Source organism: Orenia metallireducens (assembly GCF_001693735.1).
Taxonomy (GTDB): domain Bacteria; phylum Bacillota; class Halanaerobiia; order Halobacteroidales; family Halobacteroidaceae; genus Orenia; species Orenia metallireducens.
Genome location: NZ_LWDV01000006.1, coordinates 270,276 through 296,581, shown reverse-complemented (window position 1 = coordinate 296,581; position 26,306 = coordinate 270,276). Strand labels below are relative to the sequence as shown.

The window sequence follows — 26,306 nt, the reverse complement described above, 5'->3', positions numbered from 1 at the left end:
TATAGAAAGGGGGGGCTTTTAGTGGCACGCAGAAATATAATTGCAGGTATTGATGTAGGGACTACTAAAGTGTGTACTATTATTGCCGAAATAAATGAAAATAAGAGTGCCGATATAATTGGAATAGGTACCAGCCCTTCTACTGGTTTAAAAAAAGGGATGGTTGTTGATATAGATGATACTGTATCTTCTATACAAAAAGCAGTAACGAAAGCAGAAAGAATGGCTGGAGTAGAGATAGAGTCAGCCTTTGTTGGAATTGCTGGTTCTCATATTTCTTCTACAAACAGTCATGGGGTAGTAGCTGTTACAGGGGAAAATAAGGAGATTACTAGACATGATATTGAAAGAGTTATTGAGGCTACTAAAATTATTTCTATTCCCCCAGAACGTGAAATTATTCATGTGTTACCTCGAGAGTTTATTGTAGATGGTTGTAAAGATATTAAGTATCCTTTAGGGATGTCGGGAGTTAGATTAGAGGCGGAAACTCATATTATCACTGGTTCTGCAACTTCTATTCAAAACTTGATTAAGAGTATTCATAAGGTAGGGCTTGATGTTGCAGGAATCGTATTACAGCCACTGGCTGCAAGTAAAGCAGTATTAACAGAGAGTGATAAGGATAGTGGTGTTCTAGTAGATATGGGCGGTGGAACTACTGACATAGCTATCTTCAAAGGAGGAAGTGTCTGGTATACATCTAGTTTACCAGTAGGAGGTGACCATGTTACCAAGGATATTGCAGAATGGATGAGACGGAATGTCATTATGACAACATCTATTGCTGATGCTGAAAGGATAAAGGTTCAATATGGCTGTGCAAGTTCAGAGTTTGTTGATGAAGGTGATGAGATTGAATTAGTAGATAGCTGTAGTAATCAGACTCGGATATTTTCTCGTGAATTGCTATGTGAAATTATTCAATTTAGAGTTGATGAGATATTTAGTTTAGTTCACCAAGAGATTATTAAAGCTGGTTATAATGGGTTAACACCTTCAGTAATGGTTGTTACTGGTGGTGGATCTTTATTAAAGGGGATTCCTGAATTTGCTTCTAGAAAATTAAGAATGCCCGTAAGAGTAGGAGTACCTGATAATATAAATAGTATATTAGAATATTTAGATGGGTCTATTTATGATATTGGAGAAGGATATACCCAATTTTCTGAAGATAATGGGGCTATCTTCTCTACTGGTGTAGGTTTGGTTCATTACGGATCTGAGAACTATGAAGAGTATTCAGAACAAGATATGAATGAAGAGTTATTAATCAAAAATTTATTTGACACAGTAGGAAAATGGTTTAAGAATATATTCTAATTAGCTTAGCAAGGGAGGAGTATTAATGTTTGAGTTTGGAGCTGAAATGGAGAATTTCGCTAATATAAAAGTAGTCGGTGTAGGCGGTGGTGGTAACAATGCTGTTAACCGTATGATTGAGTCTAGCTTAAAAGGTGTAGAGTTTATTGCAGTAAATACTGATGGGCAGGCTTTAGTAGCATCAAGGGCAGAAGTTACTTTAAAGATTGGTGAAAAATTGACAAATGGTTTAGGTGCAGGAGCTAACCCTGAAATTGGACAAGAAGCAGCTCAAGAGAGTCGTGAGATGATTGCTGAGGCTTTAAGTGGAGCTGATATGGTATTTATTACTGCTGGTATGGGCGGCGGAACGGGAACTGGTGCTGCCCCTGTTGTAGCAGAGATTGCTAAAGAATCAGGGGCTTTAACTGTAGGTGTTGTTACTAAGCCATTTACCGTTGAAGGGCGTCAACGTATGCAAAAAGCACAATCTGGAATCGAAAATCTAAAGGAGAAAGTAGATACTTTAATTATCATTCCTAATGATAGGTTATTAGAGGTTGTAGAGAAACAGACAACTTTAATTGATGCATTTAAAACTGCTGATGATGTTTTAAGACAAGGTGTGCAAGGTATCTCTGATTTAATTACAATTACAGGTTTAATTAATCTTGATTTTGCTGATGTGAAGACTATTATGACTGATGCTGGTTCTGCTTTAATGGGAATTGGAAGGGCTAGTGGTGAGAATAGAGCAGCAGAGGCTGCTAAAGCTGCTATTGCTTCTCCATTATTAGAAGCATCTATTGAAGGTGCAAAGGGAATATTACTTAATATTACTGGTGGCAAGGATTTAGGATTGCATGAAACTAATGAAGCAGCTAATGTTATCTCTGAAGTGGCTGATCCTGAAGCAAATATTATTTTGGGTACAGTTGTAGATGAGAACTTAGAGAACGAAGTCAAGGTAACTGTAATTGCTACTGGTTTTGACCAAGAAGGAATTAGTAAAAAAGAATCCAAACAGAAGGAAGAGAAGCAGAAAACAAGAGAAAAAGATCGTGTTAGAAGAGATGAGGACTTAGATATTAAATCTTTTTCTAATGATGACTTAGATATTCCAGCTTTTTTAAGGAGAAATAGAAAATTTTAATTCAATCTCGATACCCCTAGGGTATCGAGATTTTTTATTTCGACATAAAATTAGTAAAAAGGATTTAATTATATATTATAATTCAAATTTTTTAGTTATATTTTGAAATACTAGTAATATACTTTTTAATAAGGGAGTGAAGCAGGTGGTATGACTAAATGAAGTTAGTAGTTTATTTAGATCTTTTTTCATTTATTAATTTAGTGATGAATTATTTGATTTTATGGGCAGCAGCTAAATTGTCAGATTTAAATTATAAAATTTGGAGGTTATTTTTAACCTCACTGCTGGGAACAGTTTATACAATTATAATTATTTTACCCCAATTCAGATTTTTGAATCAGATTTATTTTCATTTCTTAATCTCTATAGTAATGATATTAGTTGCTTTTGCTCCATTATCTCGTAAGTACTTCTTTAAGGTTGTTGGTTATTTTTATTTAATAACCTTTGTAACAGCTGGAGCAATATTTGCTCTTTATAATCTGACAGGAGGGACACCACTAGATAGTTTGGCACAAGTTTTGAACATTTCTCCAGATAATTTATGGATTATCATTTTAGGTTCAGTGCTGGTCATTATAATAGGAAAATTTGGCTGGATGTTTATTCAATATAAGTTAATACCAGATATATTCTGTATTCCAGTTATAATCAGTTTTGATGATAAGTTAGTTAAGTTGAAGGCGTTGGTCGATACAGGAAATCAATTACAAGATCCTTTAACTAAAGTACCTGTTATAGTAGTAGAGGTAGGTGCTTTGGAGGAGATATTGCCAGATAAAGTAAAGGAAGCTTTCTATAAATATAGGGATGACACTGGTAGATTATTAAATGAGATGACTGATAATGACTGGACTAGTAGGTTCAGGTTGATACCTTTTTACTCTTTAGGAAAGGATAATGGAATGTTAATTGGTTTTAGACCTGATATGGTTACGATTACTACAAAGGACGAGATTTTTACAACTAAAAGAGTAATAATTGCTTTACAGGATAAGAGGTTAGATAAAGATGATAACTACCAAGCATTATTAAATCCGGAGGTACTTCGAGCATAAAAAATAAGGGAGGGGATTTTTTTGCGTTCGGTGATGATTAATTTGAAGCTTAAACTTAGACTTTATGTTATTAAAATGTTACAGATATTAGGTCTTTATAGCGCTAAGAATGTATTTTATGTTGGAAATAGTGAGGCCTTACCACCACCACTATCTAATAAGGAGGAGGAATATTTATTAAATAAGTTAGAGAAAGGTGATCAAGCTGTTAGAAGTGTATTGATTGAAAGAAATCTCCGTTTAGTAGTCTATATAGCCCGTAAGTTTGATAATACAGGCATTGATATTGAGGACTTGGTCTCTATTGGTACTATTGGACTGATTAAGGCTGTCAACACCTTTGATGTAAGTAAGAATATTAAGTTGGCTACTTATGCTTCTCGTTGTATTGAAAATGAAATCCTAATGTATTTAAGGAAGAATAATAAAAAACGTTCAGAGATATCCTTTGATGAACCTTTAAATGTCGATTGGGATGGTAATGAGCTGAAACTATCTGATGTTTTAGGAACTGAGATTGATTTAATCTATAAATATATCGAAGAAGAGGTAGATAAAGAATTACTTATAGAAGCAATGGAAAACTTAACAAATAGAGAGAAGAAGATTATGATATTACGTTTTGGATTACAGAAGAATAAACAGGAGTTAACTCAAAAAGAGGTTGCAGATATATTGGGAATTTCTCAATCCTATATATCTAGATTGGAGAAGAGAATAATTGAGAAGCTTCAAATTGAAATTGATAAAATGAAGTAAGTTATGGTGTCAGAAATTATTCTTAATAAGCTTAAAAGTATTTAAATAAATTTCAATTGAAGATCTTTTATGATATCTATATAGTATTATTTTAAAGATTAGGTTAAGAATATAAAGTATATATTATGATTATTTTTAGCAAGTTGGCTGATATTAAATGAGGAGGAGAATATAGTGAAAATATCTAGAGGAGAGATATTTACTACAACTGAATTAATGAAGGAGTTTTTTGGGATGGCTGATAAATTAATTTATAATATAGTCTCGTGAACTTAGACTGAAATTTTCCAGTATAAATGTTTCTATAAAAATTTTATAGTTAGATTAAGTTATAGACAAAAGTTATATGTTTTAGATACTATTTTGGATAAATTTCATTTTAGATTCACAAATCTATATGACTGAAAAGGCTAGGTATGAGAGAATTTATAATTACTTAATTGAAAATAGTGCTACTAGATTAGAGGATAATGATCAATATTTGATCTTTAATCTTGAAGGTGATACTTATTTGATTCCTAAAGAGATTTTTGATGAATTAGATTCTAGCTGGACTGAAGGATTAAAGGTTAAAGAGAAGAGAGAGCTTCAAGCAAATAATAGAATAGATAATCAGAATGAAGTAAGATTGAGATTGGTTTATTAACAACTGCAGTTGCAGTTGTTTTTTATTTTTTGACATTATTATTTAGAGATATATCTTTTGTTAGTATAAGAATTGGCAGAATGAATAGATATTACGACACTTTTAGAATTCACACCTCACCCTACCCTCTCCATTCTTAGGAGAGGGAATAAAAGAAAATATAGTATTTTCCCCCTCTCATTAGTTAAGGAGAAGGGGTTAGGGGGTAGGATTTAAAAGTGTCGCAATATCTCCATAATCAGATGCTTTAATGATTTTAACAGCTAATTTCCTCAAATAAAGAGGAGAAGATGTAAGTATTATAGAATAATATCAACATAAAGATATTTATAACAGAATAGATTTATTAGGTGCCTTTAGCTATGGTTAAGGGAGAATAGGGAATCAGGTGTGAATCCTGAGCGGGCCCGCCACTGTAAGTAGCAGCTGGATAGTTGGCAATAGATATTGGATAACTATCGATTTTAAATTAGACTAAAATAGACTACTAGACTTTGAGTCTAGAGAATTTAGTGCTAATTAGCTATAAGTCAGGAGACCTGCCTAATAAGGAGTAAGAGAGCTATCTTCGGGGACAAGATAGGGAATGATATACCCTAACTATGCCTACAGTTAGGATTTTTTATTTTGGTTGAAATTTAAATTGAGATGATTTTAGATTGTTAGGCGACAGTTTGGTAGGGAGGATACAATGTTAAAGAGAATGGATAGGTTATTGTTAACAGTATTTATTTTAGTACTATTATTTAGTAGATATGGAGAAGCAGAAGCTAACTCAAAGGTTAGATTGGTTGACGATTTAGGAAAGGTAATTGTTATAGAAAAAGAGCCACAGAGGATTATTTCCTTAGCTCCTAGTATTACAGAGGTATTATATGAGCTGAATTTAGAAGAGAGAATTGTGGGGGTGACAGATTTTTGTGATTACCCAACAGAGGCAAAGTCTAAGACTAAAGTAGGAGCTAATAATCTAGAATCTATTATTGCTTTAAATCCTGATTTAGTAATAGCAGGAGGAATTGTACCTAAAGATACTATCAGAAGATTAGAGGATTTAGGAATAACTATAGTTGGTTTTAATCCAACTAATATTGAAGAGACGATAACTGTGATTGATAAGATAGCTAAGCTTACAGGAGAGAGTAGTAGAGGTAGAGAAGTAACAGAGAGATTGAGGGCAGAGCTGAACTATATTACTAAAAAGGTAGAGAGAGTAGTTAGTACTGAAGGTTCAGTAAAGGTCTTTTATGAGGTTTGGAAAAATCCCTTGTATACAGTAGGGCAGACTACCTTTATCAATGATTTAATTGAGAAGGCGGGAGGCTACAATATCGGTACTAAAGCAGATGGTGCTTGGCCACAATATAGTATGGAACAGTTACTAGTTGAAAATCCTGATGTATATATTGCTACTTATGATAGTTGGAAGGAGAGGATGACTCCTGCTAAGATTAAGGCTAGAGCCAATTATCAGCATATTAAAGCAATTAAAGATGATAGAGTCTATATCTTTGATGCAGATATTATCAATCGCCCAGGTCCTAGAATAATTAAGGCTTTAAGGCTCTTTGTTCAAGCTATACATCCTGAAATAGATTTGGGGAATTAGAGATGGAGATTAAATTAAAGGATATACTAATAATTATAATACTATTTATTCTATTAACTATAGGTATTATTATTGCTCTTAGTTTAGGAACAGTTAAGATCCCTATTATTGCTGGAATCAAAGGAGATTTAACAACTATTCATCAGATGATTTTTTATAAGATTCGTCTGCCAAGAATTTTGTTAGCTGCTCTAGTGGGGAGTGCTCTTTCTACTTCTGGAGTAGTATTTCAAGGGATATTTAAGAATGTAATGGCTGATCCCTATATTATTGGGATTTCATCAGGGGCATCTTTAGGAGCTAGTGTAGCTATTAATTTTGGACTGATATATTATTGGAGGGGGATTAGTAGTCTTGCCTGTTTTGCCTTCTTAGGAGCCTTTATTACAACCTTTCTTGTTTATAATTTGGCCAAAACAAAGGGTAAAGTACCCACTTCAATATTACTATTATCAGGTATAGCAATCAGTTTCTTCTTATCATCATTGGTTTCTTTGCTGATGATTTTAGATAGTGGGAATTTACAGAAGGTCTTTTATTGGATGATGGGAAGTTTAGCAAATAGTACTTGGCAAGAGGTAAAGATGATCTTACCAGGTATTATGATAGGATTTCTTATGGTATATTTCTTAGCAGATGATTTGAATATACTTCTGTTGGGTGAGGAGACAGCTTACTATTTGGGAGTAGAGGTAGAGAAGGTTAATTTATTGTTATTAGTAGCAGGTTCATTATTAGCCTCTATGGCAGTATCGGTCAGTGGGATAATTGGTTTTGTTGGTTTAGTTGTTCCACATGTATTGAGATTAGTCTTGGGACCTGATCATAGAATATTATTACCTGCTTCGGCTTTAGGAGGTGCTATCCTCTTAATAGTAACAGATACAATAGCTAGAACAATTTTAGCACCAACTGAATTGCCTGTGGGGATTATTACAGCATTATGTGGGGCACCTTTCTTTATTTATCTACTACATAAGAAGAAGGTTAGGTTTTAAATAATTTTTAGATATTAATTTGTAATTCTGGAATCAAATTTAAATATGATGTTATATATTAGGAGACTTCAGTAACTAGTGATAAGTGACGAGTAACCAGTAAATAAGTTAACTTGTCACTTTATATCCGTTAAATCTAATTCTAAAGTTGGATGGCTATATTTATAATATAAGAATGTTTAGGTGGTTTAATTATGAATATATTAAAAGTAAATAATTTAAGCTTCTCTTATGGTGAAGCTAAGCTAATAAAAGATGTTAGTTTTACAGTAGAAAGAGGAGAATTATTTGGAATTATCGGTCCTAATGGCTCAGGTAAATCTACTTTATTGAAATTATTGTCTAATATTATTAAAAAGGAGGGTGGAGAGATATTCCTGCTAGGAAAAGAGCTAAACCAGTATAGACGTAAAGAATTAGCTAAAGTATTGGCTGTACTTCCACAAAGTACAGAGGTTAACTTTGATTTCTCTGTAAAGGATATTGTAGAAATGGGGCGCCATCCTTATTTAAGAAATTGGCAAGGTATAACTCAAGTAGATAAAAGAGTAATAGAGAGAGCCTTAAGATTAACCAATACAATTGATCTAGTAGATAAATCTATTAATAGTATCAGTGGTGGTGAACGACAGCGGGTATTATTGGCTAGGGCTTTGGTTCAAGAAGCAGAGTTATTATTGTTAGATGAGCCTACTTCAGCTTTAGATATTAATTATCAGATAGAGATCTTTGAATTATTAGTTAAGCTCAGAAAAGAAGGTACTACTATTGTAGTAGTCTTACATGATCTTAATCTAGCAAGCCAATATTGTGACCGCTTATTATTGTTAAATCAGGGTAAGATAAATACTGTAGGTAGTCCAAGTGAAGTAATAACTTTAGATAATATCAAAGATGTTTATGGATGTGATGTTAAAATTGATAACAGTAGTAGTCGACCTTATCTGAAGTTAGTGAGTAGTAAGTAATTAGCTGTTACCTTACTCATTACTGCTAACTGATACAATAAATAATGAGAGGTGTTTTATTTTGGATTTTACTTCTTTTGATATTCATGATCCTGTCATTCAGAAGCTGTTATTATCTTTAGGAGCAATAATTATTACATATTTAATAGGTTTTGGAATTATAAGATTTATTAATTCTAAGATTGAGGATTTTAAGAGAAGGCATCAAGCTAGAAGAATAACCTATTATTCTTCCTTCTTTATAATTCTAATATTTATTTTCTTAATCTGGTTAGAGAGACCTTCTACCTTGACTACATATTTAGGGTTCTTATCTGCTGGTCTAGCCTTGGCTTTACACCAAGTCTGGTTAAATATTGCAGGGTGGGCATTGATTCTCTTAAGGCGTCCCTTTGGATTAGGTGACAGGATAGAGTGGAATCAGGTACAAGGGGATGTGATTGATATTCGAGTCTTTTATACTACTTTATTGGAGGTGGGTAATTGGGTAGAGGCTGATCAAAGCACAGGAAGGTTAGTTCATATCCCTAATAGTACTATCTTTAACATCCCTGTATTCAACTATACTCGTGGCTTTGGTTGTATCTGGAATGAGATTAGGTTTTTAGTCAGTTTCGAGAGTGACTGGAAGAGAGCTAAGAAGATTGTCTTAGAGACAGGATATGAGCAGAGTGAGGAAGAGATAGAAGCAAGGGCAAAAAAGAGGATTTATGAAATGAGCAAGAACTATATGATTAAGTACGGTAAGTTTACTCCAATTACTTATGTAGATATCAAAGGAAGTGGGGTACAGATTACTCTACGTTATTTGACCTCTGTAAGAAAGCGGAGGGTTTTAGAGAATAATATATCTGAGAGTATCCTTGAAAAGTTCAGTCAAGAGCCTAATATTGAGCTTGCTTATCCAACAAGTAGAGTATATCGTAGAAGTGAAGAGGGGAGACATATTGAGAATAAGGAATAGACTAAAAATTTAATAAGATTAAATTAGGTGCTCTTAGTCATCGCTAAGGGAGAATAGGGAATCAGGTGAGAATCCTGAGCGGACCCGCCACTGTAAGCAGCGCAGCGACTTAGTGGATAAATTTATGCTGTAAGTCAGGAGACCTGCCTAATTTATCAGTTTACTGATTTTCGGGAATAAGATTGGTAGATGATTTGATTAATATTTATTGGGCTTATCTTGAATATATCTGAATTATCTACAATCTTTTCCATGATTGTGGATTTTTTATTTTTGAGGAGAGATTATTGTCTTAGGGAGATAGGTGATGCTGAGTATTTCATGGCTCAAAACAGATTAATTAATTGTAGTATCAATTAACTAAAAGTGGAGGTAAGGAATAATGAAGAAGTTTTTATTAAGTATAGTTTTCTTATTAGTATTTAATTTGTTAGGATTTAATGTTATGGCAGAAGAGACTGAGATAAGTTTTACATTAGATGAGATTGTAGTAACTGCTTCTAAATATGAGGAGAATCTTTCAGAGGCTCCAGTAAGTGTAGAAGTGATTGATGAAGATGAGATTGAGCAGAAGAATGGCGAAAATGTAGCTGATTTATTAAGAGATGTAGCAGGGGTAAATATTAAAGATAATGGTACTATTGCAGGTTCAAAAACAATTAGTATTCGTGGTTCAAGTAGTAAGCAAGTGTTAATTTTAATTGATGGAATAGAGATAAATAATCATCAAAGTGGAAATTTTGATTTAGGTCAGTTATCTATTGAGCAGATAGAAAGGATTGAGGTTGTAAGAGGGGGCGCTTCTGCTTTATATGGAGCTAATGCTGTAGGAGGAGTAGTTAATATTATAACTAAAAGTGGTAGTCAGGAGCCTGAAACTATCACTAAATTAGGTTATGGTTCTTTTGATACACAAACATATGACTTAATTCATCGAGGGCAGTCTGGGAGGTTAAATTATAATATATCTGTCTCCAAGAAAACATCAGATGGTCACCGTGAAAATAGTACATTAGATCAAGAGAGTATCTTTACTAAATTTAATTATAATTTAAATGAGTATTCAGATTTATTACTATTTTTACAATATATTGATTCAGATAAAGGAGTACCAGGATCTAAAACTTACCCAAGTTTTACTGCATATCAAGATGATGAGGATATGAATTTTAATCTACAATGGGATAGAAAGACAGAAAATAAGGATAGTAAAGTAGCCTTCTACTATACTGACCATGAAAGAATTTATGATGATTCAAAATGGTCTACTCATTCAGAACATGAAGTTGATAAAATAGGTATAGATTTTAATCAAGCTATATACTATAATTTTCATAAGATAAGTTATGGTGGAGAACTAGTAAGAGAAAATGTTGAAAGTACTGATATTAAGGCTGGAGAACAAGATTCTTTAAATAAGGCTTTATTTATTCAAGATGAGTGGAAATTAATTCAACCATTAAAGATAATAGTTAGTGGTCGTTATGATAATCATGAGGAATATGATGCTGAATTTAGTCCTCGGTTAGGGACAGTATATACTATTAATTCTAAATTAAATTTACATGCTTCAGTAGGAAAAGCGTATCGTGCTCCTACTTTCGATGAATTATATGGAAGTTATCCAGATAGTTTATGGGCATGGTATGGAAATCCAGATTTAAATCCAGAAACCAGTAAAAATTATGAAGTAGGAATGAAATATTTAGATACAAGTGCTAAAGTAGAACTAAATTTATTCAAAAGAGATGTAGAAGATATGATAAATGGTAATTATTTTGATGGAGATAAGGGTTATAGTACTGCAGTGAATATTGATTCAGCTGAAATATCAGGAGTAGAAGTAATTTTAGTTAAATACTTAACTAAGAAAACATCCACTGATTTAAATTATACTTATTTAGATGCAAGAGATAAGGAAACAGATGAAAGATTAACCTATAGGGATTATCATAACTTGAATTTAGGATTGAATTATAATACAGAAGAGATTAGTGGTTCTTTAAATGGTAAATTAGTAGCTGGTCGTTCTGATGATTTACCAAGTTATTTTATAGTAGATGCAAAGTTAAATAAAAAAATTAAAAAAGATATAGAATTATCATTAGAGCTTAATAACCTATTTGATAAGGAATATCAGATTAATAATGGTTACCCAATGCCAGAACGTAACTATATCTTAAAAGTAAGTACTAAGTTTTAAAGATTGCTAAAGGTAGGTGATATCACCTACCTTTAATTTAGATTTGGAGGTTTATTGTGAAGCTATTAAGTAAGCTAAACAAAGGTAGTAGCCTTTTAAAGGTAGCATTTGTATTATCTTTAATAGTTCATTTATTACTTGGGTATTTAGTTAATAAGCTATACTTAGGAGAGTTAGCTTATGTAGAAGGTAAGAAGTTAAATAAAGAATCACCGATAATTGAGGTTGCTATTTATTCAGAAGTTAATCAGTCAAACTCAATTAGTGAAGTTAATAAAGTAGAGAGATCTCAATCAAATGAAGAGGTAATCAGGAAGAAGGTTGAAGTAAAAGAGTTTGGTAAGAAAGTCAGTCAAGAGGTTTATCCAAAAGAAGACATCAGTACTTCTAAGAAAGAAGAACCTAAGTTGAATATTAAAAAGAAAGAGATGTTAAAGGAAGCTGTATTAAAAACTAAGTCTAAGAAGAGTTTAGTGGATAATACTCAAGTATTAAAGAGAGAGGATAAGATAAATCATACTGAAAAACTAGAAGTAAAGAATAAGGTAACTAAAAAGGTCTTAGAGGAAAGTAGAGTGGAAGAGGTTGCAAAAGTGGAAAATGATATAGATAAAACTAAAAAGAAAGTAGAGATAGAAGAGGAGAAAGAACTGATAGAAGATAGAGAAGCTAAGAAAGATCAAGAAGGAATTGAAAAAGAGAGATTGATTAATAAGAAAAGAGAAGTAAATAACTCTACTATGCAAGAAGATATTGAAGAAGTTATTGATAGCAAAGTGACAAATAAAGCTGAGAAAATTATTATAGACTTAACTGATAAGAAAGCTGATAATGGAGTTAGTGCTCCAACAATTAGTAAATATAATCGACCTAGTTATCCAAAGAAGCTAAGAAGAAGAGGAATTGAAGGTAGGGTCTTATTAAAGATATTAATAGATGATAAAGGGAGAGTAGAAGAGGTTCAACTGGCTAAATCCTCGGGGTATACAGAGTTTGATGTTGCTGCTAAAGAAGTGGTAAAGAAATGGGAGTTTAATCCTACTAAGAAGGATAATATGGGGATTTACTCTTGGGTAATGATACCAATTAGTTTCCGACTAGATTAACTGCTTTGTATATCTTGTTTTATTATAAGAACTGATACAATATACCCACTAAATTTCATCTAAAATTAAATACCAATAATAAAGAGCCTACAAAAATATTTTTGTAGGCTCTTTATTATTTAACTTATTTATTATCAAAAATATTTATCATATTTTTAGAAAATGTATCAGCTTTTTTTTCAAAGTCTAGGTGTTGCATATTTAGACCAATAAAATAAGGGTGTTTAGGCATATCATCACGGATATGTTTTATCTCATGAATAAATATCTTTTGCTGTAATTCAAAGCTTAAATTCTTATTGATAATTATGTAATAATTACCGTGGCTTGATTTATACACAAAACCCCATAGTTGTGGAGTAAGGTTGGTTATCCTTGGATAGATATCATAATGATGAGCTAATTCATAAAATTTTTGTGAATTATTCTGTAAGTTTTTGAGAAAGGAGTTAATATTCTTAGCCCCCATATGCTATTCTCTCCTCATCTTCAATAGTTTTAATTATCTCTATTACTCTATATATTGATTTCTCATTTAAGTTCTCTGTCTGTTTAAATAATAATTGTAAATCCTCTCTACGAGAAATTTCCTCCCAAAATTCATGTAATACTGGATCCTTTGATAAGACCTCTTTGACATGAAGGTTGGCATCTTGGCGTTGATTAGTTCTACATAATAGATAATCGACAGATACACTAAATAAATCAGCTAACTTATTTAGAGTATCTATATCGGGTTTTTTATCACCTAATTCATAAAATACTACTTCAGATACTGGTATCTTTAATTCTAAGGCTAGTCCCCTCTGGGTCAATCCTCTCTTCTTTCTCTCATCTTCAAGCCTTTTTCTGAAAGTTGCCATATTATTCACCACCTTTACTTTGGAGTAATATATAAAGATTATCAGCTATAATAGTTAATTTTTAATCTAATTAATTTATTCTTCTATAATTGGACAAAATCCTGCTAAAAATTTTATATTAATACATAATTAGATGAAGAATAATATAGTTATATAAGCAAATAACTAATATTTTTAAAAGAAAAGGCTTAGGACCAGATGGTCCTAAGCCTTTTCTTTTGATTAGTGTAATTATGGCTAAAATTAAATTTTTGTTGTATTTATGTTCTAGGAATAATTAAAATTCTACCTGGGAATATTACCTCAGGGTCAGCGATATTGTTCAATCTAACAAGTGTATCTATATCAGTATTATATCTTTGGGAGATTGTGTATAAGCTGTCTCCAGGACGCACATAATATTCGATATGTCTAGGTGGTGGTTTTGGAATTTCAATTGGCAAGGTGATTACTTGACCTGCTTGAGGGTTATCACCTAATCCTGGGTTAAGTGCTCTAATCCTAGATACAGTGGTATTATATTTGATTGCTAAAACTCTTAATGTCTCTCCAGGTTGTAGTATATGTTCTGCATAATAACGGTCTCGAGGTGGTGGTGGTGCCTCCTCCTCTAGTACACTAAGCAACCTATTTAACATACTAATCTGTCTAGTTTGTAACGTTTCTAGGTTCTCTGCTACTCTAATATAACGAGGATCATCTAAGGAGTCTATTAATTGATTGTATAAAGTACGATTAGCTGTTTCATTCTTTAATAGTCTTTCTACTAGTTCTAAACTATTAGGCATAGTGACCTCCTTTCTAATTAATTACTTTATTATAATATATGTCATTGTAAAGCTATGTGTTAATTTATTTTTGAATTGTATCTTATAAATATAATTAGATTCTAAAGTATGTATAAAGATAATGATAAATGAACAATATATTTTAGATATTATTAAAGTCTTCTCTACATTGTTAGTTAATATGATTCAATTAGAGTTAAGTCTAAGTAGGTTGGCAGTGAAATCATTTCCAAAAGAGCTTTAATAGAGAAAGAGAATAAAAAATAAATGTATAGATATCCTATTTACAAGGAATAATGTTAATGGAAACTTCAACTTGGCAATAAGTGGAGGGGAGTAGATGGGAAAAAAAGTTGAGATTTGTGGAGTTAATACCTCGGAACTACCGGTTTTAACTAATAAAGAGATGAGAAAACTATTTAAAAAGATGCAAGAGGGGGACAAATTTGCTAGAAATACAATCGTTGGTGGTAATTTACGCTTAGTCTTGAGTGTATTACAGAGATTCAATAATCGAGGAGAACCAATTGACGATCTCTTTCAAGTTGGCTGTATTGGGTTGATGAAAGCAATTGATAACTTTGATTTAAGTAAGAATGTCAGATTCTCTACCTATGCAGTTCCAATGATTATAGGAGAAATTAAGCGCCATCTTCGTGATAATAATCCGATTCGAGTTAGTCGCTCTTTAAGAGATACTGCATATAAAGCATTACAAATGAAAGAGAGCATAGAGAATAAAAAATCAAAGGAACCTAATTTAAGTGAAATTGCTGAGGAATTGGGTATTTCAAGAGAAGATATAGTTTATGCTTTGGATGCAATTCAAGATCCTATTTCGCTTTTTGAACCAATCTACCATGATGGTGGAGACCCAATTTATGTAATGGATCAAATCAGTGATAATAAGAAGGAAGATGATAATTGGTTAGAAGCTATTGCTGTTCGTGAAGCATTAAGAAAATTAGATGATAGAGAAAAGCTAATTTTAGTATTAAGGTTCTATGAAGGAAAGACCCAGATGGAAGTAGCGGGAAATATAGGAATTTCTCAAGCTCAAGTATCCAGATTAGAAAAAGCAGCTTTAGATAATTTAAAGAAGTATGTTAAGGAAGATTGAGGAGGATTAGTATGAAACGGGTTAGGTTTGTAGTCTTAATAGTCATAGTAATAATTTCTTTATTTATCCTACAAGTAAAGAGCAGTATAGTATTGGAAGATAAAGGTGCCTTTACATATGGAACTGATGATTTATTAAGATTACATATTGTTGCTAATAGTAATACTCTAGAAGATCAGAGAATAAAAAGAGACATTAGAGATGAAATTATTAAAAGAACTTCTAAACTCTTTGCTTCTTTGAACAATCCTTTTCAGGCTAAGGCTGTTGTTGAAGAAAATTTATCCTATATAAAAGATATAGTTGAAGATAAGTTAGCAGAATATAATAAAGATTATAAAGTACATTTAGAATTAGGTAAATTTCAATTTCCAACTAGAAGTTATGGGGATAAAACTTTAGCAGCAGGCGAATATGAAGCTTTAAAGATATCTTTAGGAAAAGGCGCTGGAGAAAATTGGTGGTGTGTTTTATTCCCACCTCTATGTTTTGTAGATTCTATGGATAAATTATCTGAAGATGATTTAAAAGAATTAGCTGCTAATGAGGAGTATATAGCTACGGAAGATATGGATGTGGAGTTTAAATTTAAATTTGTTGAGTTTCTAGAAGAGAATCCTACATTTGTAAAATCTAAATTAAAATTATTTCATATTTTAGAGACACCTTTTCCAGGCTTGAATAAAATATTCTTTTCTACTGAGGAAGGTAAAAAATAAATTTTAGAAAATTTCTTATAGTTAGGTAGCGATAATCTCGCTACCTATTTTATGATATATAGTTAATAATAAGGTATAGAATCTTATTATTATTTGAGATATAGTAACAAACTTATGTTTTATACATATAATATTTATAAAGAGATTTGAGCTGAGAGCTATTTATTAATTTGAAAGGGGATGGTTATAATTAAAACTTCAGAATTAAAAAATAAAGAGGTCATTGATGTTAACAACGGAAGAAGATTGGGGGTTATAACAGATATAGATATTGATTTGGTCGAAGGGAGAATCAAAGGAATATCTGTCCCTAAGGAAGAGAAAGGTTTTAAAATTTTTGGAGCAAAGGAGGATATATACATAGCCTGGGATGAAATAAGTAGAATCGGTCATGATGTAATATTAGTTGATGTAAGTAAGATAAATAATCATATGATGAATGAAGAGTAATTTATGTGTAGAATAAATATAGATAAAGTTTAGGAGCAAGGTCGGGTTACTTAGATAAGCTATTATTTATCTAGATCCAATAAAGCCTTCAGAGTTTCTGGAGGTTTTTATTATTTATAAACTTAGAATATAAAGGTTAAAGGTTAGGAAAAATAATTATAAAATGAATTATAATTTAAAATTTAACAAAGGAGGTTATTAGGTATGTCTTTGAAGGATAAATTTGCTGGTAGATTAGCAGAATTAAATGAGGATGAGCTAGATAAATTAGAGAATATGGAAATAGCTATTAATGAAGATAATCAAGGAAAGAGAATAAAATTGATGGTATTAAAGAATGAAAAATAACTCTAAATCCCCTTGATTAACAATCAAGGGGATTAGAAAGTAACTAAATTTATCTAAGATTTTAATAGAAATTTATCATAAATTCAAAATTTATTATATAAAAATTGGACATATAATATGCAGTATGGTATTATTTGAATGTATACAAGATATTGTGTTTAGAAGTCATTAAGTTTAAGAAAGGGGAACGACCATGCGATGTCCATACTGTACATATCTTGAAAGCAAAGTAGTAGATTCAAGATCAACAGAAGAGAGTACAACAATTAGACGAAGAAGAGAATGTTTAGAGTGTGGTAAGCGCTTTACAACTTATGAAAGAATAGATGAATTGCCAATTATGGTAGTTAAGCGTAATGGGGGTAGAGAGAGATTTGATCGTAACAAACTCCTAAATGGTTTATTAAAGTCTTGCGAAAAGAGACCTATTTCTAGAGATCAATTAGAAGGTATAGTCAATTCTGTAGAACAACAGATTAGAAATCAGATGGAAGATGAGATAGAGACTACTGTTATAGGAGAGCTAGTAATGAACTATCTAAGTAAATTAGATGAAGTAGCATATGTTCGCTTTGCTTCAGTATATAGACAATTTAAGGATATTGAGACCTTTAGAATGGAATTGGATAAATTATTAGGAGAATAGCCTTCTGATTAACTTATAGTTAAGTATATAAATTTTTAATAAATCAACTATAAACGGGGTATTATCCTCGTTTTTGTCTTATCTATATTAAAATTATTAGGATAAAAACTATAAATCTAGAAAATTATATAAATATAGCTACCTAACTTTAAAATTAAACTCATCTTAAGCAAAGTGAATAAAAATAACGGTTAATTAGTGACTAGAAAAAATATAGTTAGCTATTAATCTAGAAATTATAATTGGATTATTTTATAAATCAGGACTGGAGGATAACAATGGATAAACTATCTGAGATAATTGAGAATTATTTAAAGAGATATAAGGTTGAGGATGTAATAAATCAAAATTCTAAAATTTTATTTATCCTAGAATCACCCCATACTCAAGAGATGAAGTATGGTTATCCTGTAGCAGGAAGTTCAGGGGTAGATATGACTAAATTTATTTATGGTCAAGAGTTTAATGATTCTTTTGGCAAAATTGTCAGCCAAGTAGATAAGTATAGTGATGATTATCCCAATTTGACTAACTTTAGTATCTTAAATGTAAGCTCTGCTCCTATGCAAAAAAGAGGATTAAAAGCATATAAATTAAGCAGTAATGATGAGCAGGTGATTGATATTTTAGAGAAGCTTCGAGTAAATTATAAAACTAAACAGCATAAGAACAAAGATTGGAATAGGGTTAAGAGTATGTTATTGGAGGATTTTAAGCAGCGTCTGCTCTTGGCTTTAGAGAAGAGTAATAGTATAAAATATTTAGTTCCATGCGGTCGCTTTGCAGAGGCTTACTTAAATTTAAGTAAAGAGTTAGAAGTTAGTATAGCAGAAAGAAGAATCATCAGTGAAATTCCCCATCCATCTTTTAATCAATGGTTCCATTATGATTCTATGGAAAAATTAAGAAAAGTATTAGATGAAGTAGGAATCAGTTAATTATTATAAAAGAGAATAAGCTCTACAATAAAAGTAGAGCTTATTGACAATCTTTGCAAACACTATCTTCACAATTGACTACATATCTAACAGCAGCATCTAGCTCTACTAAACCTCTCTCTTTATTATCATTGACTCTAATCATTCCTACTAGTCCATGGTCATCCTTCCAATCTAAATACTCTTCAACTATATATTGGACTGCTTCTTCAGAGAGAGGATTATCATATTTGGGTATAGTCTGAAAATAGAGGTCACGGGGTATCTCTAAGACTTTATGTCTGACTTCAAAGCAGAGGTCATTGGCATTTTTCTCCTTTATGTTCTTGAATAAATCTTCTAATTTTGAAATTATTCTCACTTCCTTTCTTCCTAAATATATTATCCCATTATATATATTCAAATTCATTATTTAGAATAATATTAGCGGTTTAAACCTGCATATCATGTTATTTTTTAATTATAGATCTGCTAATTTAAAATAAACCTTTATGAGTTATATTGCTACATTTTCTATTTTTAGAAAATTCCTTTCTTAAGATGGAGAGTGACGGTATTTACACGAAGCGGTCTGGGGTTTAGATCGGGAAGAAAATTAAAAACTGCCTCTATATAAAGACATATTTAAATCTTACTGTAGAATTACAAACTTATATTAGCTAATAGTACTTCTACTATATTTGTGATAGTCTAGTTTTGTTAAGCCTATTTGCAGGAAGTTTTCTATTAAACTAGAATAGTTATTAATGAAAAATAAAAAAGATTGGATGGTGAACTAAGTATATGAAGACTAGATTTGCTAATACTATTCTTATATTGATCCTTATTTTAGTCATAGTATCTACTGGAATTATCTTTGCTAATAGTGAAAGTAACGTCAATCATTATCAAAAGGGATTAGATTATTATCGACAAGGTAAATATCAAGAAGCGGTGCCAGAATTGGTAGAGGCTATTGTTAATAATCCTGAGTTAATGTATCCCCATTATATCTTGGGTTTAACTTATTACCGTTTAAATAAACTGGAATTTGCTGAAACACAATTGAAGGAGGCACATGAAATTGATCCTAAGCATTATCGGGTTATGGTTAATTTAGCAAGAAATTATTTAAAGCAGAATAAACTAGAGGAAGCAATAGATATTCTTAAAAAGGCAGTAGTTGTAGAGCCAAACCAAGATGATGCTTATAATATATTAGGAAGAGCTTATATGAATCAAGGAAATATAAAAGAAGCTATTGAAAATTATAAGCAGGCAGTTCAGTTATCTCCTAAGAATTATTATGCTTTAAATAACTTAGGTCTTGCTTATATTCAATTAGGAAAATATAAAGAAGCTATTCCTGTTTTGAAGCAAGGAGCAGATCTAAATCCTCCAATTCCTTATTTATATAATAACTTAGGAATTGCTTATGAGAATGCTGGGAAATTAGAATTGGCTAAAAAAGCTTATGAGAAAGCATTACTAGTAAACTCTAGTTATTCTAAAGCTGAGGGCAATTTAGCAAGGATAAATAAATTGATTGAAAATAAAGAATAACATAAAAAACTCCAACATGGAATGTCCCATGTTGGAGTTTTTTTATGTTATCCTGCTATAGCTTTATTTTAATAATAGTAAGGATTTTTTATCTCTATGACTTTTGGGAAGATGAACTCCTAAGATATTATTCTGAAGTTGGTCAGTTTTAGTGTTATTTTTTAAATTATTATCAATGTGAAATGTACACTGATAGTCTGGCTGTCTTAATCTTTTTTTCATGAGTTTATCCTCCTCTGTATTTGTATTGTTATCCTTCAAAGAAATAGTTAAATAATCATTTTGGGTCTTCAGATTTATATTCTCTTCATTAAAATCTGTTGATGTTTTCTTTATAGCTGAGTTATTATAATCTTCTCCATAATTATCTTTAAAATCTATAAAGTTATTAAAAGGATTTGATGCTAGAGATAATACTTCTGTAGAATCTTCTTTACCTTCAGTGGAATTATATAATAAATTAATTATGATAATACACCTCCAAGTACTTTGATTTATATCTTCTATTTATAATTACAGGATAATATTGATGTTATATCAAAATTGCTCTCTGTCTAAAAATACCAGCTATTTATTATTAATAGTAATTATTATTAGCTAATAGACTTGGAGAATTTGAGGAGTAAACAAGCTTAGGAACAGTTATAAGATGTTAAGAAAGAGTATAAATAATTTTAGTTTAGATTAATATAAATATAAGGAGGTGATCTTTTTGAAGATCAATAATAAAAGTAATATAAGAGATTTATTAGATAATATTAGAGATAATATGAAGGGAACAGGAAATAAAGAGAATGAAGTAGAAATTTCAACCTTTAGAATAGCAGCTACTTATATTGGGACGGTGGTAGGTGCAGGTTTTGCTTCTGGTCAAGAGGTCTTGCAGTTTTTTGGATATTATGGTTTGAGTGGTTTTGCTGGTCTTATATTGGCTACTATTATATTTATGTTATATGGTTATATTATTCTTAAATTGGGGTTGGAATTAAAGGCTAGATCACATTTAGAGGTCATCAAAGAGGCTGGGGGTAAATGGTTGGGCTTGATTATCGATGCTGTAATTACCTTCTTTTTGTTTGGAGCATTGACAGCAATGGTAGCAGGTTCAGGTTCTATATTTGAAGAGCAGTTTGCTATCCCATCCTTTTGGGGAAATTTAATTATGGTAGTAACCTCCTTAGGCACTACTTTATTAGGGATAAATGGTGTAATTTCGGCAATTAGCTTTGTGGTTCCACTCTTGTTAATAGGAGTATTTGCAGTAACAATTATGACCATTGTTTCAAATTTACCTTTTGGGATTGGAGCTTTGGAACAGGTTATGCCTGGTCAACCTCCTATCTCCAGTTGGTTTGTATCAGCATTTAATTATGCCTCCTATAACTTGGTGATTGCAGTAGCTGTTCTAGCTCCTTTGGGTAGGGAGGCAAAAGATACTCACCGTTTAAAGATGGGTTCAATCTTTGGAGGATTGGGCTTAGGTATTGGTGCTATGTCTATTCTACTTGCTTTATTATTGAATCTGCCTGAAGTTGCAAGATATGAGATTCCTATGGTCTATGTCTCTGGAAGGTTCTCCCCTTGGATTCAGTTAATTTATAGTGGGATATTAATTGCTGAAGTGTATACTACAGCAGTAGGAAATCTATATGGATTTGTAGCCCGCTTAACTGACCCTGATGGACCACGTTATAAACTTTATGTAATTATAACAAGTATCTGTGCGTTGATTGCTAGTCAGTTTGGATTTACAACTTTAGTAAGATTTTTGTATCCAGCAGTGGGATATGCTGGTTTTCTATTGTTGGGGGGACTGACTATAGGGTTAGTCAAAAGCTATGGTAGGCAAAACTAATAAACACCATATATTATTAAAAGAGGTTATCTTTTATAGGGATAATCTCTTTTTTATTTATTCTTTAGAGAAGAAGTACTTGAATTTTTTTTAAATAATTGAGAAAATATATATTATAGTTTTATCTTTGATTTGGTATTATAAATAAATATAGTCATTTATGTTTTTATCTAAATAATTGTACTTTAAACTTGGATATCTGTAATTATCTCTAGATAAGCTAAAATTTTTATTGGATAAATTTTTTAAGTATATTGTAATCAAAAGTTAACATAAGATGATAGGGTTTGTAGTTTAGATGTAGAATATTATATTAAGGTTAATGATTTCTTATTTGATATATAAAGGGGGTATAAAATGAAGAATAAGAAGGAAGGTGTAAGTAACTCATCGATAAAGTTGGGTTTAGGCTTAAGGTTTGGCTTGGGAATAATTATAGCAATCTTAGTAAGTATTCCTATTGGACAATTTATTAGTGCTTTGGTAAGTAACTATATTTATGGTGGTAAGCAGATAGGATATTTGGCTAGGATTATTGATTATGTGCTTATCTTTATTCTACTTGAGATTTTATTAAAGCAACTTGTAGTCAAGAGAATAGATAAGATAACTACTTTAGTAAGAAGTCTAAAGAGTGATAATTTCTCTTCAGATGATATTAAGGTTAGTGGTAATGATGAAATAGGTAACTTATATAATGAATTTGAAAGTATGGATAAATCCTTAGATGGGGGGTTAAATTCTATTATCCAAGGTGTTAGAAAGGAGATTGATAGTTTATCAATTTATAGTAACGAGCTATCTGCTTCTTCTAAAGAGGGGAATGCTACAATAGATGAGACCCATCAACTTGTAGAGCATATGATGTCTAATGTAGAAGAGATTTCCGCTAGTGCTGAAGAGGTAACAGGTTTTGCTGAAGAATCTTCAGCTCAGACCCAATTGGGTAGAGATAATATTGAGAAGACGATTACTAGCATTCAAGAGATTAATGAATCAGTAAGTAATACAGTAGAGATAATTAAAGCTTTACATGAGAATTCTAAGCAGATTGGTGAAATTATTAGCCTAATTACCAATATAGCCAATCAGACAAATATGTTAGCCCTAAATGCTGCTATTGAAGCTGCTAGGGCTGGGGAGCAAGGTAAAGGATTTGCCGTAGTGGCAGAAGAGATTAGACATTTATCTGAAGAGACATCTAGTGCTACTGGTGATATTGTCAATATCGTTAAAGAGACTCAGTTGAAATCACAAGAGGTACTAAACTCCATCGAGAAGGTTGAGCTTAAGGCAAAGGAAGGAGAACGGATTGCTGAAGAGACAGACCGTGTATTTTTTGAGATAGAAGAATCTAGTCAAGAGACGGCAATGATGATTGAACAGACTGCTCATGCAGCTCAAGATTTGGCTGAGAATAGTGATCGTTTAGTGCAGGAATCACAGATAATCTCTAGAATCTTTAGTGTGGTATCAAGTTCTTCTGAAGAGTTGGCAGAAATGAGCCAGAAGATTAATGCTTTAATCAACAAGACTAATAGTAAAGATACTAGCTTGGGATTAATTGAGTGGGATGATAGTTATTCTGTTGGGATTGAAGCAATTGATAAACAGCATAAGCAACTCTTTAATATAGTTAATGATTTAATTAGTGCTAATAAATTGAATAAAGGAAAGAAAGAGATTGGTAAGGTATTAAACTTTTTAGCAGATTATACAGTAAAACATTTTAAAGATGAAGAGAAATTACAGCAGGATTCAGGTTATCCTGATTACGAGAGTCATAAAGAGTTACATGATAAGTTTTTAGAGGACGCAGTCAACTTTAAAGAGAGATTTGATAAGGGGCAGATAGATACGGCTACTATGATGGACTTTAACAAGACTATAACTCGTTGGTTGGTACAGCATGTTAGAGGAATTGACCAGGAAGTAGGAGAGCATATTAGAAATAATTGATAGTCAGAGGGGCGAGTTTCTACTCCCCCTTCTATCTTTATAGTTTTAATTTACATAAATTAGTACTTGAAAATTATTTAAAAATAGTTTATACTATTTAATAGGCTAATTTAGTGGTCTGTAACTCAATAAGCTAAATAGTCTGTAGGACTTCTCATAACCGTGGGGCTATAGCTCAGTAGGATAGAGCGACAGACTCCTAATCTGTAGGCCGCAGGTTCAATTCCTGCTAGTCCCACCATTTTTTATTTAATCTATATTAAAATTTATAATGTATTTAAGTTACACGTATCTAAAAGGATAGGTGTTTTTTATTTTTTGACTATAATTATAGTTATTCAATCCTATAATAAAATCTAAATTAGCGAAGTAAAAAAATACAAAGATTATAAATTTTAATTTATGATTGGACATTTATGTAATAGATAAGAAATATTTATTATTTGGATATAAATTATTACTAAATGAGTACATTGTTGACAAAAAGTTGACATTAACTTGACATAAAATATTGTTTCTGCTATAAATATTATATAAATTGATTAAGTAGGTGGTTTATTTGAGAGAATATAAGACTATAAGTATAGATCATATTAGTAAGCTAGTTCATCATCAAGGTAAACAATTAGTAGGAACTTTTAATGATTATCATCTCCATACAGCAGTTCAGCCAATATTCAGCTTAGCCCATAAGAGGGTTGTAGGCTATGAAGCCTTAGTTAGAGTTAAGGCTATAAAAGAGAAGTGGGTTAGCCCAGCTGAATTATTTAATAATAGATATACAGAAGTCCAGAGTATCTTATTAGATAGATTATGTAGATTCTTACATATACATAACTTTACTAGTTTAGAAGATGATTTGAATTGGTTGTTTTTAAATGTTTCTCCACAAACCATTATTAATGGAAAGAATTACGGTGGATTTTTTACAGAGTTATTGGAGAAGACTAGGTTTCCCTCTCATCGTATAGTGATTGAAATTGTAGAGTATCCTATTGAGGATAATGATCTTTTATTAGAGACGGTAGATTTTTATAGAAAATTAGGTTGTTTAATTGCAATTGATGATTTTGGTGCAGGACACTCTAACTTTGATCGTATATGGAAATTAAATCCTGATATTGTAAAACTAGATCGTTCTATGGTAGTTGGTGCTACAGAAGATAAGAAGATAAGAAAAGTCTTAGGGGGGATTGTCTCTTTACTCCATCAAACTGGAGCATTAGTTCTGGTTGAAGGGATTGAAAGTAAAGAGCAGACAATGATTGCTATGGAGAGCGGTGTAGATTTTGTACAAGGTTATTTTTTTGCCAGACCTACCACTGAGTTAAACAAGCCTCTAGATAACCTACCATCTTTTGATAATATATTTGAAGATTACAAAAATAATATTTTAGTCCAAGAGACCAATAGCAAAAGTACTTATCAACATTATTACCCAAAATTTGAGATTACAATAAATAATTTAATTAAAGGTAAGGCTTTAGATGATGCCTGCCAAGATTTATTAGCTGATGATACTGTTATGCGCTGTTATCTATTAATGACAGATGGATTACAAGTAGGTAATACAGTTCTTGCTGATTCTATCTTCAATAAAAATGACATACGTTTTAAACCTCTTGAAGATGCCAATAGTGCAGACTGGTTTAGGAGGCATTATCTTAGAAAAGCTGTGCTTCACCCAGAACAATTGCAGGTAAGTGAGCCCTATTTATCGATAACTGGTGCCCACATGTGTGTAACACTCTCTATGATGTTCTCAACTCCATCTGGATATAGGGTCTTATGTTGTGATTTGAATGTTGAATAAAGAGATTTTTATATAATAACTGTCTAATTTATTACTATTGAATAACTCAACTAATTTAATGTCATGCTCCTTATAAATTCTTAGATTGACTGTACCTCGATATCATCCTTAGGAATAATTTCAAGATAGATTAAGATTTTAATATTTTTTATTTGATTCTAAAGTTAGATGACTATATAGATGTGTGAATTTAAAGTGAAACTTTTCAGACCTCACCCCTGACCCCCTCTCCTACCTTATGAGAGGGGGGAACTAAAGTCTTTTTTTCCTTCTCCTAGTGTAGGAGAAGGGATTAAGGGATGAGGTATAGCTTTTATTATTTTTATGAAAACAGATATAACAATCTATCCATGTGATATTAAAGTAAATTCTAGAATCACATATCTATAATACCTGTAACATGATAAATTGATTACTGAAAATTAGTAAAATAAAGGTTTGTTATTAGTATTTGTCTATAAAAAAATAAATAATTTCCTAAATTGCAATATTAAAT

Annotated in this window: 26 protein-coding genes, 1 tRNA gene and 2 riboswitches; of the genes, 22 read left to right on the top strand and 5 right to left on the bottom strand. The window is 31.5% G+C overall.

Features of this window, described 5'->3' with window-relative positions:
• The first annotated feature begins 21 nt into the window (after positions 1-21).
• From ftsA to U472_RS02640, 11 genes are all read left to right on the top strand, one after another.
• Positions 22-1,323: a cell division protein FtsA gene (gene ftsA / locus U472_RS02690; protein WP_068715244.1), complete on the top strand. Its 1,302-nt coding sequence runs from the start codon at positions 22-24 to the stop codon at positions 1,321-1,323.
• 25 nt (positions 1,324-1,348) lie between these two features.
• Positions 1,349-2,455: a cell division protein FtsZ gene (ftsZ, locus tag U472_RS02685; RefSeq protein ID WP_068715242.1), complete on the top strand. Its 1,107-nt coding sequence runs from the start codon at positions 1,349-1,351 to the stop codon at positions 2,453-2,455.
• 158 nt (positions 2,456-2,613) lie between these two features.
• Positions 2,614-3,516, top strand: a complete 903-nt coding sequence (gene spoIIGA / locus U472_RS02680; protein WP_068715240.1) for a sigma-E processing peptidase SpoIIGA — start codon at positions 2,614-2,616, stop codon at positions 3,514-3,516.
• 33 nt (positions 3,517-3,549) lie between these two features.
• Positions 3,550-4,275, top strand: a complete 726-nt coding sequence (gene sigE / locus U472_RS02675) for an RNA polymerase sporulation sigma factor SigE (protein ID WP_068715328.1) — start codon at positions 3,550-3,552, stop codon at positions 4,273-4,275.
• A gap of 397 nt (positions 4,276-4,672) precedes the next feature.
• Positions 4,673-4,921 (top strand): hypothetical protein, encoded by a 249-nt coding sequence (locus U472_RS02670; RefSeq protein ID WP_068715238.1) that lies wholly within the window; start codon positions 4,673-4,675, stop codon positions 4,919-4,921.
• A gap of 331 nt (positions 4,922-5,252) precedes the next feature.
• A riboswitch (cobalamin riboswitch) is annotated at positions 5,253-5,482 on the top strand.
• A 130-nt stretch (positions 5,483-5,612) separates the two neighbouring features.
• The gene (locus U472_RS02665; protein WP_068715236.1) at positions 5,613-6,530 is read left to right on the top strand and encodes an ABC transporter substrate-binding protein; all 918 of its coding nucleotides are present in this window, start codon (positions 5,613-5,615) and stop codon (positions 6,528-6,530) included.
• 2 nt (positions 6,531-6,532) lie between these two features.
• A complete protein-coding gene (locus tag U472_RS02660; protein ID WP_068715234.1) occupies positions 6,533-7,528 on the top strand; it encodes a FecCD family ABC transporter permease in 996 nt (331 codons plus the stop codon).
• A 194-nt stretch (positions 7,529-7,722) separates the two neighbouring features.
• On the top strand, positions 7,723-8,496 hold the full coding sequence (locus U472_RS02655; RefSeq protein WP_068715232.1) for a heme ABC transporter ATP-binding protein: 774 nt from the start codon (positions 7,723-7,725) through the stop codon (positions 8,494-8,496).
• Between the two features lie 61 nt (positions 8,497-8,557).
• Entirely contained in the window at positions 8,558-9,460 is a 903-nt protein-coding gene (locus U472_RS02650) for a mechanosensitive ion channel family protein (protein ID WP_068715230.1), read from the top strand.
• 8 nt (positions 9,461-9,468) lie between these two features.
• A riboswitch (cobalamin riboswitch) is annotated at positions 9,469-9,625 on the top strand.
• A 217-nt stretch (positions 9,626-9,842) separates the two neighbouring features.
• The gene (locus tag U472_RS02645) at positions 9,843-11,663 is read left to right on the top strand and encodes a TonB-dependent receptor plug domain-containing protein (RefSeq protein WP_068715228.1); all 1,821 of its coding nucleotides are present in this window, start codon (positions 9,843-9,845) and stop codon (positions 11,661-11,663) included.
• Between the two features lie 56 nt (positions 11,664-11,719).
• Positions 11,720-12,769, top strand: coding sequence for an energy transducer TonB (locus U472_RS02640; protein ID WP_068715226.1), 1,050 nt, complete (start codon positions 11,720-11,722; stop codon positions 12,767-12,769).
• A 124-nt stretch (positions 12,770-12,893) separates the two neighbouring features.
• On the opposite strand, the gene U472_RS02635 is transcribed toward U472_RS02640, so the two are convergent.
• The 3 genes from U472_RS02635 to U472_RS02625 form a co-directional block, all read right to left on the bottom strand.
• Positions 12,894-13,238 carry a hypothetical protein gene (locus U472_RS02635; RefSeq protein ID WP_068715225.1) on the bottom strand — a complete coding sequence of 115 codons (345 nt, stop codon included), beginning with the start codon at positions 13,236-13,238 and terminating at the stop codon, positions 12,894-12,896.
• A complete protein-coding gene (locus U472_RS02630) occupies positions 13,228-13,632 on the bottom strand; it encodes a helix-turn-helix domain-containing protein (protein WP_068715223.1) in 405 nt (134 codons plus the stop codon). Before U472_RS02630 ends, U472_RS02635 begins: the two co-directional genes overlap by 11 nt.
• A gap of 260 nt (positions 13,633-13,892) precedes the next feature.
• A complete protein-coding gene (locus U472_RS02625; RefSeq protein ID WP_068715221.1) occupies positions 13,893-14,420 on the bottom strand; it encodes a LysM peptidoglycan-binding domain-containing protein in 528 nt (175 codons plus the stop codon).
• A 340-nt stretch (positions 14,421-14,760) separates the two neighbouring features.
• Here U472_RS02625 and sigG point away from each other — a divergent pair, with 340 nt between their 5' ends.
• The 6 genes from sigG to U472_RS02600 all read left to right on the top strand — a co-directional run bounded on the left by sigG (position 14,761) and on the right by U472_RS02600 (position 18,641).
• Entirely contained in the window at positions 14,761-15,540 is a 780-nt protein-coding gene (gene sigG / locus U472_RS02620) for an RNA polymerase sporulation sigma factor SigG (protein WP_068715219.1), read from the top strand.
• An 11-nt stretch (positions 15,541-15,551) separates the two neighbouring features.
• Positions 15,552-16,259, top strand: a complete 708-nt coding sequence (gene spoIIR / locus U472_RS02615) for a stage II sporulation protein R (RefSeq protein ID WP_068715217.1) — start codon at positions 15,552-15,554, stop codon at positions 16,257-16,259.
• A gap of 186 nt (positions 16,260-16,445) precedes the next feature.
• Positions 16,446-16,709 carry a YlmC/YmxH family sporulation protein gene (locus U472_RS02610; protein ID WP_068715326.1) on the top strand — a complete coding sequence of 88 codons (264 nt, stop codon included), beginning with the start codon at positions 16,446-16,448 and terminating at the stop codon, positions 16,707-16,709.
• A 204-nt stretch (positions 16,710-16,913) separates the two neighbouring features.
• Positions 16,914-17,057: a hypothetical protein gene (locus U472_RS16690; RefSeq protein ID WP_176714097.1), complete on the top strand. Its 144-nt coding sequence runs from the start codon at positions 16,914-16,916 to the stop codon at positions 17,055-17,057.
• A gap of 193 nt (positions 17,058-17,250) precedes the next feature.
• Positions 17,251-17,703 carry a transcriptional regulator NrdR gene (gene nrdR / locus U472_RS02605; protein WP_068715215.1) on the top strand — a complete coding sequence of 151 codons (453 nt, stop codon included), beginning with the start codon at positions 17,251-17,253 and terminating at the stop codon, positions 17,701-17,703.
• 278 nt (positions 17,704-17,981) lie between these two features.
• Positions 17,982-18,641 carry a hypothetical protein gene (locus U472_RS02600; protein WP_068715213.1) on the top strand — a complete coding sequence of 220 codons (660 nt, stop codon included), beginning with the start codon at positions 17,982-17,984 and terminating at the stop codon, positions 18,639-18,641.
• 40 nt (positions 18,642-18,681) lie between these two features.
• Here the strand turns inward: U472_RS02600 and U472_RS02595 are convergent, their stop codons facing one another.
• Positions 18,682-19,002, bottom strand: a complete 321-nt coding sequence (locus U472_RS02595) for a hypothetical protein (RefSeq protein ID WP_068715211.1) — start codon at positions 19,000-19,002, stop codon at positions 18,682-18,684.
• 422 nt (positions 19,003-19,424) lie between these two features.
• On the opposite strand from U472_RS02595, the gene U472_RS02590 reads away from it, so the two are divergent.
• Complete coding sequence (locus U472_RS02590) at positions 19,425-20,183, top strand: tetratricopeptide repeat protein (protein WP_068715209.1); 759 nt, start codon at positions 19,425-19,427, stop codon at positions 20,181-20,183.
• A 63-nt stretch (positions 20,184-20,246) separates the two neighbouring features.
• On the opposite strand, the gene U472_RS17140 is transcribed toward U472_RS02590, so the two are convergent.
• Entirely contained in the window at positions 20,247-20,519 is a 273-nt protein-coding gene (locus U472_RS17140; protein WP_281201053.1) for an Hsp20 family protein, read from the bottom strand.
• A gap of 433 nt (positions 20,520-20,952) precedes the next feature.
• Between U472_RS17140 and U472_RS02585 the strand changes: the two genes are divergently transcribed.
• The 4 genes from U472_RS02585 (at position 20,953) to U472_RS02570 (ending at position 25,810) form a co-directional block, all read left to right on the top strand.
• Positions 20,953-22,038, top strand: coding sequence for a YkvI family membrane protein (locus tag U472_RS02585; RefSeq protein ID WP_068715324.1), 1,086 nt, complete (start codon positions 20,953-20,955; stop codon positions 22,036-22,038).
• 357 nt (positions 22,039-22,395) lie between these two features.
• Entirely contained in the window at positions 22,396-23,997 is a 1,602-nt protein-coding gene (locus tag U472_RS02580; RefSeq protein ID WP_068715206.1) for a bacteriohemerythrin, read from the top strand.
• Between the two features lie 164 nt (positions 23,998-24,161).
• Positions 24,162-24,238, top strand: a tRNA-Arg gene (locus U472_RS02575).
• A gap of 318 nt (positions 24,239-24,556) precedes the next feature.
• Positions 24,557-25,810 (top strand): EAL domain-containing protein, encoded by a 1,254-nt coding sequence (locus U472_RS02570; protein ID WP_218059023.1) that lies wholly within the window; start codon positions 24,557-24,559, stop codon positions 25,808-25,810.
• Positions 25,811-26,306 lie beyond the last annotated feature (496 nt).

Excerpts from the sequence above, each read along its gene's own strand:
- U472_RS02630 (WP_068715223.1), bottom strand. The coding sequence starts at position 13,632 with ATGGCAACTTTCAGAAAAAGGCTTGAAGATGAGAGAAAGAAGAGAGGA.
- nrdR (WP_068715215.1), top strand. The coding sequence starts at position 17,251 with ATGCGATGTCCATACTGTACATATCTTGAAAGCAAAGTAGTAGATTCA.
- U472_RS02600 (WP_068715213.1), top strand. The coding sequence starts at position 17,982 with ATGGATAAACTATCTGAGATAATTGAGAATTATTTAAAGAGATATAAG.
- ftsZ (WP_068715242.1), top strand. The coding sequence starts at position 1,349 with ATGTTTGAGTTTGGAGCTGAAATGGAGAATTTCGCTAATATAAAAGTA.
- sigE (WP_068715328.1), top strand. The coding sequence starts at position 3,550 with ATGATTAATTTGAAGCTTAAACTTAGACTTTATGTTATTAAAATGTTA.
- U472_RS02660 (WP_068715234.1), top strand. The coding sequence starts at position 6,533 with ATGGAGATTAAATTAAAGGATATACTAATAATTATAATACTATTTATT.
- U472_RS02645 (WP_068715228.1), top strand. The coding sequence starts at position 9,843 with ATGAAGAAGTTTTTATTAAGTATAGTTTTCTTATTAGTATTTAATTTG.
- U472_RS02670 (WP_068715238.1), top strand. The coding sequence starts at position 4,673 with ATGACTGAAAAGGCTAGGTATGAGAGAATTTATAATTACTTAATTGAA.
- U472_RS02625 (WP_068715221.1), bottom strand. The coding sequence starts at position 14,420 with ATGCCTAATAGTTTAGAACTAGTAGAAAGACTATTAAAGAATGAAACA.
- U472_RS02635 (WP_068715225.1), bottom strand. The coding sequence starts at position 13,238 with ATGGGGGCTAAGAATATTAACTCCTTTCTCAAAAACTTACAGAATAAT.
- U472_RS02665 (WP_068715236.1), top strand. The coding sequence starts at position 5,613 with ATGTTAAAGAGAATGGATAGGTTATTGTTAACAGTATTTATTTTAGTA.
- U472_RS02655 (WP_068715232.1), top strand. The coding sequence starts at position 7,723 with ATGAATATATTAAAAGTAAATAATTTAAGCTTCTCTTATGGTGAAGCT.
- spoIIR (WP_068715217.1), top strand. The coding sequence starts at position 15,552 with ATGAAACGGGTTAGGTTTGTAGTCTTAATAGTCATAGTAATAATTTCT.
- U472_RS02590 (WP_068715209.1), top strand. The coding sequence starts at position 19,425 with ATGAAGACTAGATTTGCTAATACTATTCTTATATTGATCCTTATTTTA.
- U472_RS16690 (WP_176714097.1), top strand. The coding sequence starts at position 16,914 with ATGTCTTTGAAGGATAAATTTGCTGGTAGATTAGCAGAATTAAATGAG.
- U472_RS02585 (WP_068715324.1), top strand. The coding sequence starts at position 20,953 with ATGAAGGGAACAGGAAATAAAGAGAATGAAGTAGAAATTTCAACCTTT.
- spoIIGA (WP_068715240.1), top strand. The coding sequence starts at position 2,614 with ATGAAGTTAGTAGTTTATTTAGATCTTTTTTCATTTATTAATTTAGTG.
- sigG (WP_068715219.1), top strand. The coding sequence starts at position 14,761 with ATGGGAAAAAAAGTTGAGATTTGTGGAGTTAATACCTCGGAACTACCG.
- U472_RS02580 (WP_068715206.1), top strand. The coding sequence starts at position 22,396 with ATGAAGAATAAGAAGGAAGGTGTAAGTAACTCATCGATAAAGTTGGGT.